The sequence below is a fragment of the Bacillus sp. SIMBA_026 genome (genome assembly GCF_046535335.1).
Classification (GTDB): domain Bacteria; phylum Bacillota; class Bacilli; order Bacillales; family Bacillaceae; genus Bacillus; species Bacillus velezensis.
Window position 1 is genome coordinate 149680 of record NZ_JAWRWX010000002.1, and the last position, 13413, is coordinate 163092.

Consider the following 13413-nt stretch of genomic DNA (forward strand, 5'->3'; position numbering starts at 1 on the left):
AACGTGTTACGCCTCATAAGACTGATCACTTTCCTCCGTTTTTTCCGCAAACAGCCGAATGACGAGCGGAAGCGCCGCCGCAATCAGCGTAATGATCGCAAGAACCGTTACCCCCATCGCAAACAGATGGCCCGTTCCGTATTGAATATCGATATAGACTTTCGAAACTGGACTGTCAAAGGTGAAGTTCGGCATAATCAGGTCGATCAAAGGCGCCACATAAAAGAGAATGAGCGCGGATGATGCAATCCATCCGGTAATCGAGCTGAAGACAAAGGCTGCCCGGATAAAAGCAGAACTCGCCGCAAGCAAGAGAATCGTAAAGACTGACCATTTAATCGTCTGATCGTCCGGAAGCGAGTAGATATTCAGACCGAACAGACTGATCATCAATCCGACCATAATGTTTAAAATCCCAAAGAGCGCGCCTTTGACAAGAAGCGGCGCCTGCTGATAATACGAGCTGAAATAGCCGATCAGAAGACTGCTGATCAGGACGATCACCAAAATGACGACCGGCGGAACATTCTGAACCCGGTCTTCCGGCACCTCTCCGCTGATTTTAAGCGGGTTGGCGAGATAATCGTAAACATAGCCGTTTTCCTGTCCGTCAACGAGCGCGTTCCCTAAAATGCCGTACACGTCATTTCTGATCAATTTCGTGGAATTGACGTTTTTGCCCCAGTTGCTGTTTAAGGTGTCCGCTTTTTGCTGGACGTCATTTACGCTTTGCTGCATATTGTCGGTATAGCTGATGATGCCGGACTGGCGTTCTGACAGATGGCCCATCGTGTCAGACATTTGCAGGACTTCGCGGCCGACGGTATCCTGAGCGCCGAGCGCCATCGTTCCGGTTAATCCGTCTCCGCTGAACGCGGCCGCTTCCTGCACAGCGCCTTCAGCCAGCTGATCGGATGCTTTCACCGCGCTGTCTGAAATGCTGGCGAGCTCATCGAGCACCCCGGCTTGTTCATCTCTGATATAGGTACTGTAGTTATCCGAGAATTCGGTCATGCCTTTAATGAAATTGCTGATGTCTTCATCTGTCTGCATCTTGTTATTTTTAAGGTTTTCCCAGCTTGCCGTTTCCACCGGTTTGATGGCGAGAACGGTTTGAACTTCGCCTTGCTGGGCTTTCAGCACCCTGTTTTTCACATCAGGCAGCGAGCCCGCGTCAAGAGAGTGATAAAGTGTCGCCTCATACAGAGATAAATCATTATAGTAACTCATTAAATCTGATATCTTTTTTGTATTAATGTCAGCGGCAAATATCTGTTCAAGAGCAGATTTGCGGCCGCTATCCAATGACGGGTAGTTCAAAATGTTCTGTTCTGTTCTTACAATCAATCTGTAAACGGTATTGAAGTCTTGTTTTCTCGTTTCTTCTAATTCTTCCAGATTTTCCTTTAATTTATCTGCCCGTTTTTCAACTTCGGCAATCTGGTCTTTAAGGCCTTGGATTTCTTCATCAAGAGCATCAAGACGTTTTTTCAGTTCTTCATTATGAGTCTGCTGTTTCTCTTCCAGATCTTTTTCAATTTGCTGAATCCGCTCTGCGGCTTGGTTCAGCCTTTCTTTCGCCTCAGATATGTCCGTGCCACCGTCTCCTTCAGAATCGTTCGGATCGTCCGCCGGCTCATCAGCAGGCGGAGTGACGTTTTTAGCGGCAGTGGCGGTCTGGACGGTTTTTGGCTCCTGATCACCTGTGTTATCGGAAGCAGGCTGCTCTTCTTTTGTACCGTCTTCCGTTTTTCCGTCTTCTCCGGGATTCGTTCCGTTATTCGGATCGGTATCGCCGGAGTTTTCACCGTCATCACCTTGGCCCGGTTTTTCAGGGGCCGGATTTTCTTTTTCCGGTTCTTTTAATCCGTCAGAAATGTGATTGATTTCAGCGGAGATGCGCTTTAATTCGTCACGCTGATCATCAAGGTCAATTTTCAGATCGCCGGGTTTTTCTTCTTCCGGTTTTTCTTCTTCTTTCGGTTCATCCGATCCGTCATCACCCGGGTCCTTTTCCGGAACGGTTAAAGCCTGCCGATCCCTTTTCATAAGGGTTTGGATACTGTTCAGTGTTTCAGATCTTGCTTGAGCTTTATATTGAGTCAAAAAATTGTTCAGTAAATTGGATTGAATATCTGCCATCCCGTGTTCCTGCTCAGGAACTTGCGCTTCTCTCACCTGTTGGGCGGCAAAAAGAGCCGATCCCGTCTGGTCAAGCTGTGTCTGCGCCCGGTTTATGCCTGAAGACAGCCCGCTCATCATCGTGCTGAACTGGTTGGCGGCCTGCTGTGCTTTAATGGCATTCAGTCCGGTTGTGATTTGCTTTTGATTTTGTTCCTGCGCGGCCATCAGCAGTTTTTTCTGATTTTCTTGATATTGTTTATAGCGCTCGACCGTATCGGCAAAGTCTTTGAGCGTGGTTTTGGCTTCATCTGCCGAAGTCAATTTTTCTTTTGCCGCGCCCTGCGCTTCATTCATTGATTTTTTCAGTTCGTCAATCAGGTCTTTTTGCCGCTTGATTTCACCTGCCAAGTCATTGGAGCTCGGCTTGTAAAAATTGTACATGACGTTTTGAAACTCTGATTCTTTATTGACGATCTTGTCAAAATCGCCTCGGACATTGTTCACTTTTTGTGAGACGAAATTCCAATATAATGCCGACATTTTTTTATTCATTGATTTTTGGGCGTCTTCTAGCTCACGCTGCACCTTTTCTTTGTTGACGGCGTTCAGGTTGCTTTGAATATTGAATGTCAGCGTGGCTTTTTGCGGACGCTCCTTGTCATAGCTTAAGATATCTTTTGAAAAATCGGATGGAATGTAAACGACGGCGTCATACTTCTTAGCCGCCAGACCGTTTTCAGCCGCGCTCCTGTTGACAACCGTCCATGAATAATCCGGACGGCCGCCGAGAGCGGCCGCTACTTCTTTGCCGAAATGGACGTATTCCTCTTCCTCATTTTCATCTGTTTGTAAGCCCATATCTTCATTCACGACTGCGATTTGACGGGTGGCGTTGATTTTTTGTTTTCCCGGGTCATCGCCGATAAACCGGAAAAACAGCACCGGCAGCAGCAGAATGATGACGACCGCGGCTATTAATTTGATCAGGCTTTTTCGTTGTTCAGTCATCTGACGGCCTCCCTTTCCGCTGAACATAAAGGTATTTGGATTTTTTGCTCCTTCCCGTTTTCAACCAAATAGCCGAAGCCCGGCTGAATGTCCGGTTCCTGCCTTTGGTAAGGCAGCGGAATGACATTTTGTTCGGATTTTTTCACAAGCAGCATCGCGTGGCGAATCTGTTTCATTTCCGTCGTTAAGGAATCATAGCCTTTTGAGAATTCGCTGTGATTGCCCGCCGGGATAAAACTGAAGCCCACATGCGCGTACGATTTCATAAACATCGCCAGCTTGTCCTGAATGGCGGTGTCGATCGTCTGCTGGAATCTTGTAATGCCGTCGGCCATTAACACGACCGGAGAGAAACTGAGTTTGTGCACATCGCCATTTTTGACGGCCTGCGCATACTGAGCTTCGCGCTCCGTGAAAATGGCTTCTGCCGTTTCGATCCACTGCCGGACGTCTTCTTTTGTGTCCAGATAGCTGACCTTTGTTTCCTGCGCATACTGCGACAGTCCGCGGTCAATCGAGTCAAACAGCCCCACCCGTTCCGTACCTTCACGCAGCAGGTGATTCAGCATCACTTTCAGAATGTTTGTTTTTCCACGCTGTGTCTGGCCCAAAATAAGACAATGCTTATTTTTACCCAGATCAAAGTACACAGGGCTGACCTTTTCCTCATGAAGCCCGACAGGAATGCGGAACGGTTCTTGATCCGGGCCGAGACGGAGTGAAAATTCGCCGGCCGTCAGCCTATCCGGAAGCATCGGAATCGGGTCTGGGCCGGCTGTTCCGGCGTGGCGCTCAGCTAAAGCTTTGACATCATCTTTCAGCGCCTGGAACATCTCGAGGTCATTTTCCGCTTCAGCCGGAAGACACATTTGCGCGAAATACAGTTCTTCTTTTTGGATCATGACGCGGCCCGGGATCGGTTCGAGACTGAACGGCGGACGCCCGTAAATGGAGTATCCTTCTGACTGATCCATTAAATAATGGACGACTTTCGTTTTTATGTTGTTTAACAGCGACTGGCGGACGGCGTTTACCCTCGTTGCGGTCAGCAGGAAGTAAATGCCTAAGCTTTGCCCGTCGCGTGAAATCTGGATAAATTCCGTTTCTAATTCATGCATTTCATCTTTTACGATGTCGAAATTGTCAATTGTGATAAATATAAACGGCAGCTCTTCTTCACTGAGCGAATTGTACATTTTGATATGGCTGACTTCTTTTTCTCTGAACAGCCGTTTCCGCCGCTCGATTTCTTCCTTGATGCGGATCATGAATTTTTCGATCTTTCTCATTTGATCCATTAAGAAATAGTCTGCGGTGTGCGGAAGCTTTGCCAATGGCAGAAGCGTGCCGTTTCCGAAATCAAAGATGTACATATGAAGCTCTTCCGGCGTGTATCCTTCCGCGAAGTTCATCAGGAAGGTGATGGCAGCCACTGACTTGCCGTAGCCGGATGAGCCGAAAATGCCGATGTTGCCGTCATCCATCATCGTATAAGCGAGAGGCGCCTGTCTTTGCTGATCAGGCTCATCCACGCAGGCGATGAAGAAGCTGTCTTTTTCCTGCGCAGGGTAAAGCGTGCGCGGGATACGTTCGGCAAGCGGCGGAAGCCACGGGCTCGGCAGCTTTTCAATGCCCATTTCATTTTGAATCCGCTCGATTTCTTCGACTACGGCTTCTATTTCTGCCGGGGCGTCTTTTTTCGCCGCATCATCCGCGTCCACCTCAGACAGCGGAATTAAGCCGGTGTCGGTAACGATGGCAATGTCATCCTCGGTGCCGTATACATCTTCCATGTAAGGGGCGCCGCTCCAAGCAGACTGGAACTGCTCATACACTTCGTTATTTCCGACTTGCAAGTAGCCGCGTCCGGTGACCGTAATATTCGCCGCATCACTGTTTTTCAGGATTTCTTTACTGTCACTTGCATCCTGCACTTTCAGCGCGACCTTAAAGCGTGAGTTGCTCCATATTTGGTCGTCAATGATGCCGCCCGGCTTTTGCGTGGCGAGAATTAAATGCACACCAAGGCTCCGTCCGATGCGGGCCGCGCTGACAAGCTCCCTGATAAAGTCAGGCTCTTCGCTTTTCAGCTCGGCGAATTCATCTGAAATCAAAAACAGGTGCGGCATCGGAATATCCGTTTCTCCCTGTTTATACAGCTTTGTATAGTCATTGATGTGATTGACGCGATATTGATCAAACAGCCGCTGCCGTTTTTTCAGCTCGCTCTTAATGGATGCAAGCGCCCTGATACTGAAGTTTCTGCTTCCTTCAATATTCGTGATGGTCCCGAGAAGGTGCGGCATCTTGCGGAACGGCTGGGCCATTCCTCCTCCCTTATAGTCAATCAGCAAAAACGCCGCTTCATGCGGGTGGAAATGAACGGCCAATGACAGGATGTACGTTTGCAGAAATTCACTTTTCCCGGAGCCGGTCGTTCCCGCCAGCAATCCGTGCGGCCCGTGCGCTTTTTCATGCAGGTTTAAATAGACGATGTCGTCTTTTCCTTTATAGCCGATCGGAACAGCCAGCGATTTTGCAGACTCACTTGTCTCCCACTTCTGCCTGATGCCGATTTCTTTTACTTCCTTCGCATGAAACAGCTCCAGAAATGAGACCGTTTCAGGAATGGAATTCGTCATTCCGACCTGATGGTGCAATGTCCGAAGCGTCCGGGAAAACCGCTCGTTGTTTTTCCGTTCGTGCCTGTCCAGCTTAAACGGGATCTGCACCGCTTTTTTCTGCTGAATGAGAATGTCTCCCTCATCTTCATTAATGTAGCGGACGAGGGTGTGAATGTTTTCCGCCAGGCTTTCCTTCGTTTCCGCGGCGATGATTGCCGAGATGCCGAGATGCTCATGCCGGCCTTCGATGTATTCTAAAATGACGTGCTCTGCGATCAGCTGCTGATTTGTGATGACAAAGACAAAATGCGGCTGGAAGATCTTCTTTTCTTTATCTTCTTCCAAATCCCGCTCCCGCAGCAGCTCGTAAATGGACGATAACAATTGATCGCGGGTCTGTTCATTGTAAATAAATCCTTTCGCGTACATATGAGGCAGCTGAAATTGCGGCAGCCACTTCATCCATTCCCATTCCTTATATTCGTCCTCATGAAAGATAAAGACAAACCGCAGGTCATGGTAGCTGTTGAAGAACGCGAGCTGGCCGATCAGCTGGTGAATTTCATTTTTGACGATCTGAGGTTTCCCGACAAGCCCCATCGGCCCTTCTTGTAAATCAACGGTCACGGGCGCATGGCTGATATCTTTATACACACGCTGCATGTGCTGCGACTGCTCCATCAAATCATCCACATCACGGTTCGCAAGGTCTCCGCCGCTCATTGAAATCTCGTAGCTTGCCGGGACCGTGCCCGTTCCAAGCCGAAGCATCAGAAAATCCCTGCTTTCCAGCGATTTCTCCCAAATGCGGCCGCTGATTTCAGAGGTTAAATATTTCATTTTTTCAAACGGGGGAAAATGATGCGTCAGCACTTGCAGCTGTTTTTCCGACAGCGCCTGAAGTTCTTTCCGTTTGTTTTCTAAATACTGCTTGTACACACGCTCCCGCTTCTCCTCCCGTTTTTTCCGCTGGTTTTTTTCACGGAAATACTGCACGGTGGAGGTAATGAGAGTCATCATAAACATCGCCAAAGAGACTAGGATGAATATGCCCCTCGGCTGTATAATGGCGACAACCCCCATTACAATCAGCATGACCACAGGAGGCAGAATGACGAGCCACAGCCCCCGGTTATTCTGTTCGCTTTCCTGCGAGGGAAAGCTGAATGAAACGCGGTCTTCGGGAAGATCGTAGACCATGCGCGGCGTTCTTCGGTATTGCGGGTATTTCTTTTTCATTTCGGTGCTTGGTTTTACCGTTTTGGTTAAACCGGTTTGAAGCTTTTCGTGATGAACGATTTCTAAAAGGTCGTCCTCCGTCAGCCTCACACGCAGAAAATTCCACAGCAGCTCATCTCCCGTCCGGAGCCTTTCGGGAGCTTCTGCAAGCTTTCCGTTCACATAAACGTCTTGGCCATCAGGGACGACAGACCAGCATCCTCCCGACTTTCGCAGATAAAAAGCCCCTGTTTGAGCGGAGGACGGCTCTTTGTATATATCCGCTTCCTCTGTTTCTGATGAGAAAACGATCTCATCCTTCCCGCCGATAAAATAAACGGAGGATTCTTCTTTGTCAGGGGCGAGCAGAAGCCGCATCGTCTCTTCTTCAATCCGGCAGGGCATTTCATTTCCTATTGTCAATTCGCCGGCACAGTTATTTCCCAGGAAAACATCATAACGATCTGTTTCTTTTCGATAAAGGGTTGCGGCGTTTTGCCGTAACGGAAGTGTGCCGACCGTGATTGTATCTTTCATATCCGGACCGATCGTAATCGGCTGAGACGGCGGGAGTTCAGACAGCTGAATCTTTTGTACGTGCTCTTGGTAAAAGACCCATAACAGACTCATATGGCGAACCTCCTGACAGCCTGATCGTTACCTGCGGCCATTTGATGTGTGCTGTTATTTTTTTTCATCTTTTTTCTCATCTTTCTTGTCGTTCTCTTTGTTATCTTTCGCTTTGTCTTGTTTGCTTTCATCCTGTCCGGCGGAAGCTTCGGCGGTGTCACCGTTTTCCTCCGCTTCTTTATGCTGTTCCTCCGCCTCTTTTTTCGCCTTCGCAAGCTCGCTTTCCACGGCGTCCAGTTCTTTCTGCTTTTCGTCGTCTTTCATACTGTCATCCGCTAATAATTGCTGTTTATATTTTGTAAGTCCGAGCCAGATGTACGGGTTGTACTCAAGATTGCGGCCGATTTTGATGGCTTCTTCATTTTCCCCTCTGCCGATATCAATCCAATAAAGAAAATGCTTCGGGTCTGATTGCAGCGTCACCAGATTCCCGATGTTTTTCCGCTGCTCTTCCCTCAGATTTTCAACTGCCACATAAGAGGAAGCAAGCTCGTACTGGACAGATTCCGGGAGGCTTTCCGCATCGTATTTAGCGAGTGTGTCAATGACTTTGCTGTACTGCTGATTTAAAAAATAGCGGTTGCTTTCTGTAATTGCCTCTTGCTTCGGCTGGGCGAAAAACAGAACGTATAAGGAGTAAAGAAGTGTCGGCACAAGGAGGACGGCAAGCGCCAGACCGGCGTATCTTTGGATTTTCCATTTCTTTTTCGGCAGTTTTATGTATGTCTTGTCCCTTTCTTCGAGGGAATCAATTGCGGTTTGAATGGTTTCTTCCAGTTCTTCAATCGTCTCCGCCTCTAGCACGCTTTTCACCTCAGGAGAGAAGTGAAGCGTCTCCTTGTACTTCAAATATTCATCGAAGGTGTACGCCCCGTCAGCTGCAAGCGCCGCACAGGCTTTGAGCTCTTTTAACACCCTTTCTCTATCTTCCTCATAAGGCGGAAGGCTCTCCTTTACGCCGTAATGAAGAAAGTAAGGCGTCAGCGCTTTATCAAACACGATATTTTCAGGGGCGGCAATCAGATTGAGACGTTTCAGCTTATGCTGTTTCACGGCTTGGACGAGACGGTAGGCAAATTGCCACCTGCTTTTTTTATCTTTTCCTTTTATATAGCGGAAAGCCTGATAAGAAGAAGGAGGTTTGATTGTGATGGTTACTTCGTCTTCTGAAACTGAGACCTCTTTTTGAAAAAAAGGATCAGCATCTTTAATCACGTTTGCTTCCAGCCCGTCAAGAAGCTTGATTTTTTCCCGCTGGAAGGTGAACGTGAAGCCTGATTCGGTTTCTTCCCGGACGGCGTCTAATTCTGTTTCTAAATAAGATCGGTTATGATCTGTCATTCCACCATGTCCTTTCATAAAATTTCAAGGCGGTCTCCGTTCGTAATGCCGCAGTCAGATAGCTTTTGTTCTCCGGAAAAAACCGCTTCTTTATTGACCACTCTGATCCAATAGCCTTCACGCGGCGGAACAGATACATGCTGAGCCTGCCGGGCAATATCGATGACTTTTTTCACAGAATGGTAATCTGACAATCTGAGATCGAAGACGCTGCCGTTATAATGTGTTAAATCTATTGTAATATCGATATACATATTCATATCACCCTTACATAGAAAGAGCGCCGTCTTCTTGATTGAATCAGGCGCTCCGTTTCTTCATTCATCTTATTATCCGCGAATTTGGTTAGCGATATCTTGGTCAGTAGACTCAAGCGTATTTGCCGTTTGATCGAGCTGATGATTCACATCTTGAAGCAATTCAGACATTTTAATAAATGAAGGTTTCAGCTGCTCATATTGATCTGCAAATGCTTCACTTGAAGCACCTTCCCACATGCTTTTCAAATCAGAAATCATGCGGTTCAGGCGGTCAACCTGATTCATGACTTCCTGACTTTCAACGCCATATTGCTTAGCCATCGCTCTTAGCTCTTCGGGTGTGACACGAATTAATCCAGACATATTCCTTATACCCTCCTGTGTCATCAGCCTAAATATGGGCTAATTCACTTATTTTTTGAACGTCATTATTATAAAAACAACCATTCGGCACAGTCAAACAAATCTGTTTTAATTTTACAAAATGAGTCTTATGATATATTGGATTTTTCGGTATATTTACACATTTTGTAAATGAAGTAGTATGATTTTCTTATTATTTTCGTTTTCATCGAATGATCTTATTGTCCTAGTCTATTTCCCTGCAAAGATGCCTTTCAGTCTGAAAAGCAAGATGGTAAGATCAAGATATGAAGCTATGAAAAAGTAGGGATACAGATGACCAATCCAAAGGATCCATTTAAGTACAGTTTCGACAGGCTTGAAGATGTTGCCGACCATATCAGTGAAGTTCTTCAATGCCCCATTACAATAGAAGACGTTAATCATAAACTGCTTGCATACAGCACGCACAGCGATTGTACAGATCCGGCCCGGACGTCGACGATTATCGGGCGGAGGGTGCCGGAGAAAGTCATCAACAAACTGTGGAAAGACGGAACCATTCCGGCGCTTTTAAAAACGGACCAGCCGATCAAAGTGAAAGAAATTGACGAGGTGGGCCTAAGCAACCGCGTGGCGATTTCCATCTGGAAAAACAGTCAGGTTCTCGGATTTATTTGGGCGCTTGAGATCAAAAAAAAGCTCAATGACGAAGATCTGAAGACACTTCAGCTGGCAGCCAAAGCGGTGCGGAACAAACTTTTGCACCTGCAGATCCGCAAAACGAAAATCGAAGAGCGGGGCCAGGAGTTTTTTTGGAAAATGCTGACCGGCCATATTTATCAGGAAGCCGAAATGGCCGAAGGGTTTCATAAGCTCGGAATGGCGCTGCCGTCCGTGTTCAGCGTCATGATCATCCGTTTACATGATGAGCTGACTGAAAAGACAGAACAGCAGCTGCAATATTTGCAGGAAACGACACAGCAGATTCATGTCATGCTGGCGACTGTTGATTCAAATGAATTAATCTTATTAGCCGCGCCGAAAACCGATCAGCCTTTTAAAGATTTAAAGCACTTCGCCCTTCATATTCAAAAACAGCTGAAGGAACGATATAAAATTGAGGATGCGTCGATTGCGGTCGGCGGTATTTACGAATCGATTTCTTACGTTTACCGCTCCTATCAGGAAGCGCTTTCCGTATTAAAAGCGAAAGAGCGGTTTGTGAGAGAAACCAAACACCTTTTCAGCTTCTCGGAACTCGGCATTTATCAGTACCTGGATGTGTTGGATGAAAAACGCAAGCACAGCGGCTATATGAACTATTCCCTCTCAAAGCTTGAGCAGTATGACAGGGAGCACCAAGCCGATATGGTAAAAACGCTCGAACATTTTATTGATGCCGACAGCAACGTCAACACCGCCGCTAAAGCGCTTAACATCCATGTCAATACATTGAATTACAGGCTGAAAAGAATCAGCCAGATCGCAGAAATCGACTTAAAAAATGTGAATGAAAAGTTTACGATTTACCTTGATATCAAACTTCGCAGCATGGGTTCGTGAAATTTCACAAATCCGTGTTTTTTTATTTTCTGTTTCAAACAAAGAATTTTCGCAAAAATCGCGCTACACTTGAAGCATCACACAAACATTGGGGGAAACAGACATGATTATCGGGGTTCCAAAGGAAATCAAAAACAATGAAAATCGAGTGGCTTTAACACCTGGAGGCGTTTCACAGCTTATCGGAAACGGCCATCAGGTTCTTGTGGAATCCGGAGCGGGACTCGGAAGCGGCTTTACAAATGAAGATTATGTATCAGCAGGGGCGGAAATTCTGGAGGACAGAAAGCAAGTATGGGATGCGGAAATGGTCATGAAGGTAAAAGAACCGCTGGCTGAAGAGTATGCGTATTTCCGTCAAGGTCTGGTCTTATTCACTTACCTTCATTTAGCTGCAGAGCCGGAATTAGCTAAAGCGCTTACAGAAAAAGGCGTGACAGCTATCGCGTACGAAACGGTAACGGACGGACGTTCCCTTCCGCTGCTTACGCCGATGTCCGAAGTGGCCGGCAGAATGGCCGCGCAAATCGGGGCTCAGTTTCTTGAAAAACCAAAGGGCGGAAAAGGAATTTTATTAGCCGGCGTACCGGGTGTATCCCGCGGAAAAGTCACGATCATCGGAGGGGGCGGCGTCGGAACAAATGCCGCGAAAATGGCTGTCGGACTCGGTGCCGATGTGACAATGATCGATTTGAACGCAGACCGCCTGCGTCAGCTTGATGATATTTTCGGGCATCAGATTAAAACCTTGATGTCAAACCCTGTAAATATTGCAGATTCCGTCGCGGAAGCGGATCTTCTAATCTGCGCCGTGCTCATCCCGGGAGCCAAAGCGCCGACTCTCGTTACGGAAGAAATGGTTAAACAAATGAAACCGGGTTCCGTCATTGTTGATGTTGCCATCGATCAGGGCGGCATTGTGGAAACCGTTGATCATATTACAACCCACGATAATCCGACTTACGAAAAACACGGCGTCGTTCACTACGCTGTCGCCAATATGCCGGGCGCCGTACCGCGTACGTCTACGCTCGCATTAACGAATGTAACCGTTCCTTACGCGCTTCAAATCGCCAATAAAGGCGCGGCACAAGCCATTGCAGACAGCCCTGCGCTCAAAGCGGGCTTAAATACGGCTAACGGACATGTCACGTATGAAGCGGTAGCCAAAGACTTAGGCTATGACTACGTGCCTGCTGAAAAAGCAATGCAAGGTTCGGCTGCAAAAGCTTAATAGATATGAAGAGGACAGCCTGATCAGCGGGCTGTCCTTTTTTCTTTCTCATAAAAGGAAAAACGGCCCCCTGTCTCGAATATCAATTCATATCCCGAAAGAAAAAGGAGGATTCATATGGCTGTTCAGCACTATGGTGTATTAAAAGGCACTGTGTCAGATATGAAAAGGGAAACAGATGATGATTCTCCGCATTTTCAAGTCGAGGTGCTAGGCGAGCCTGATACGCGCTATCGCTGTGCGATCAATGTCATGTCAAGTTCAAAAGAATCAGAGGTTCTGTATGCGGCACGCGATCATTTTGACGCAAGCGCGATCACCCTGCTGCCCAACATTCCGTATGGATATACCCCAATTGATGAAACCAGCCGTGAGCTGGCGCTGGATTATGTCCGCGGCGGATTGTTTGATCCCCGGAACATGGTGCCCCTCCCGCATGAAGTCACCGGTCCGGATAATGACTTAAATGACTTTATTGAGACGTACATGCAAAAAGCCAAATCAGAAAAAGCCACCGTCTATATTTACGGCTCTAAATTCGGGCCGGAGCCGGGCGCTGATAAGATTTTCGGGTTCAAGCCGACAAACGGCATGCATAATATTCATATGAATCAGGGAAACCCAATTGATACACGCTGGAAGAAGGATAACGGAACGTGGCACGACGGCGGTATTTTAATCCAGTTTGCAGACCAGTGGGCCGCGGTCTTTTTGGCTTTTCTGTCTCAGTCATGGTGCACGAATGAAGAAGGCCACCCTTATACATTTTGTGATCATACACAGCTTAACGGCTGATGTCCGCATAAAAAGCCTGCCGAAATAACGGCAGGCTTTTCTTATTACATTTTAGCGGTTTCGTCCTGTTTCAGGCTTTCCGGCCTCATATCACGCCAGTTTGTTTCAATATATTCGAGACAAACGGGGCGGGTTTCATTCGTGACGCGGGTTTCCCAGCCGTCCGGCACATCCAGATAGGCCGGCCACAGTGAGTACTGGCCTTCAGCATTGACGAGCACGTGGTATGAGCCGTCTTCCCGTTCAAATGGATTTGTCATATCATTCTTTC

General features: G+C 47.4%; 9 protein-coding genes. 3 read left to right on the forward strand and 6 right to left on the reverse strand.

All coding sequences use genetic code 11. The features are described from left to right. Window positions 1–6: 6 nt before the first annotated feature. From esaA to SB847_RS11530, 5 genes are all read right to left on the reverse strand, one after another. On the reverse strand, window positions 7–3132 hold the full coding sequence (esaA, locus tag SB847_RS11510) for a type VII secretion protein EsaA (RefSeq protein ID WP_410563296.1): 3126 nt from the start codon (window positions 3130–3132) through the stop codon (window positions 7–9). Then, entirely contained in the window at window positions 3129–7604 is a 4476-nt protein-coding gene (gene essC / locus SB847_RS11515; RefSeq protein WP_410577844.1) for a type VII secretion protein EssC, read from the reverse strand. The genes esaA and essC overlap by 4 nt, the downstream gene beginning before the upstream one ends. Before the next feature lie 54 nt (window positions 7605–7658). Then, window positions 7659–8945, reverse strand: coding sequence for a type VII secretion protein EssB (gene essB, locus SB847_RS11520; RefSeq protein WP_032876983.1), 1287 nt, complete (start codon window positions 8943–8945; stop codon window positions 7659–7661). A 14-nt stretch (window positions 8946–8959) separates the two neighbouring features. Beyond that, window positions 8960–9199, reverse strand: coding sequence for an ESX secretion system protein YukD (yukD, locus tag SB847_RS11525; protein ID WP_007408690.1), 240 nt, complete (start codon window positions 9197–9199; stop codon window positions 8960–8962). A 75-nt stretch (window positions 9200–9274) separates the two neighbouring features. After that, window positions 9275–9568, reverse strand: a complete 294-nt coding sequence (locus SB847_RS11530; RefSeq protein WP_015418116.1) for a WXG100 family type VII secretion target — start codon at window positions 9566–9568, stop codon at window positions 9275–9277. A 315-nt stretch (window positions 9569–9883) separates the two neighbouring features. Between SB847_RS11530 and adeR the strand changes: the two genes are divergently transcribed. The 3 genes from adeR to SB847_RS11545 all read left to right on the forward strand — a co-directional run bounded on the left by adeR (window position 9884) and on the right by SB847_RS11545 (window position 13142). Then, the gene (gene adeR, locus SB847_RS11535) at window positions 9884–11113 is read left to right on the forward strand and encodes a sporulation transcriptional activator AdeR (protein WP_014418775.1); all 1230 of its coding nucleotides are present in this window, start codon (window positions 9884–9886) and stop codon (window positions 11111–11113) included. Window positions 11114–11216: 103 nt separating this feature from the next. Further along, window positions 11217–12347, forward strand: coding sequence for an alanine dehydrogenase (ald, locus tag SB847_RS11540; protein ID WP_282999854.1), 1131 nt, complete (start codon window positions 11217–11219; stop codon window positions 12345–12347). A 117-nt stretch (window positions 12348–12464) separates the two neighbouring features. Further along, complete coding sequence (locus tag SB847_RS11545; protein WP_007613467.1) at window positions 12465–13142, forward strand: YukJ family protein; 678 nt, start codon at window positions 12465–12467, stop codon at window positions 13140–13142. Window positions 13143–13186: 44 nt separating this feature from the next. Here the strand turns inward: SB847_RS11545 and SB847_RS11550 are convergent, their stop codons facing one another. Then, the gene (locus SB847_RS11550) at window positions 13187–13402 is read right to left on the reverse strand and encodes an MbtH family protein (RefSeq protein ID WP_032876777.1); all 216 of its coding nucleotides are present in this window, start codon (window positions 13400–13402) and stop codon (window positions 13187–13189) included. Window positions 13403–13413 lie beyond the last annotated feature (11 nt).

Excerpts from the sequence above, each read along its gene's own strand:
- esaA (WP_410563296.1), bottom strand. The coding sequence starts at position 3,132 with ATGACTGAACAACGAAAAAGCCTGATCAAATTAATAGCCGCGGTCGTC.
- essC (WP_410577844.1), bottom strand. The coding sequence starts at position 7,604 with ATGAGTCTGTTATGGGTCTTTTACCAAGAGCACGTACAAAAGATTCAG.
- essB (WP_032876983.1), bottom strand. The coding sequence starts at position 8,945 with ATGACAGATCATAACCGATCTTATTTAGAAACAGAATTAGACGCCGTC.
- yukD (WP_007408690.1), bottom strand. The coding sequence starts at position 9,199 with ATGTATATCGATATTACAATAGATTTAACACATTATAACGGCAGCGTC.
- SB847_RS11530 (WP_015418116.1), bottom strand. The coding sequence starts at position 9,568 with ATGTCTGGATTAATTCGTGTCACACCCGAAGAGCTAAGAGCGATGGCT.
- adeR (WP_014418775.1), top strand. The coding sequence starts at position 9,884 with ATGACCAATCCAAAGGATCCATTTAAGTACAGTTTCGACAGGCTTGAA.
- ald (WP_282999854.1), top strand. The coding sequence starts at position 11,217 with ATGATTATCGGGGTTCCAAAGGAAATCAAAAACAATGAAAATCGAGTG.
- SB847_RS11545 (WP_007613467.1), top strand. The coding sequence starts at position 12,465 with ATGGCTGTTCAGCACTATGGTGTATTAAAAGGCACTGTGTCAGATATG.
- SB847_RS11550 (WP_032876777.1), bottom strand. The coding sequence starts at position 13,402 with ATGACAAATCCATTTGAACGGGAAGACGGCTCATACCACGTGCTCGTC.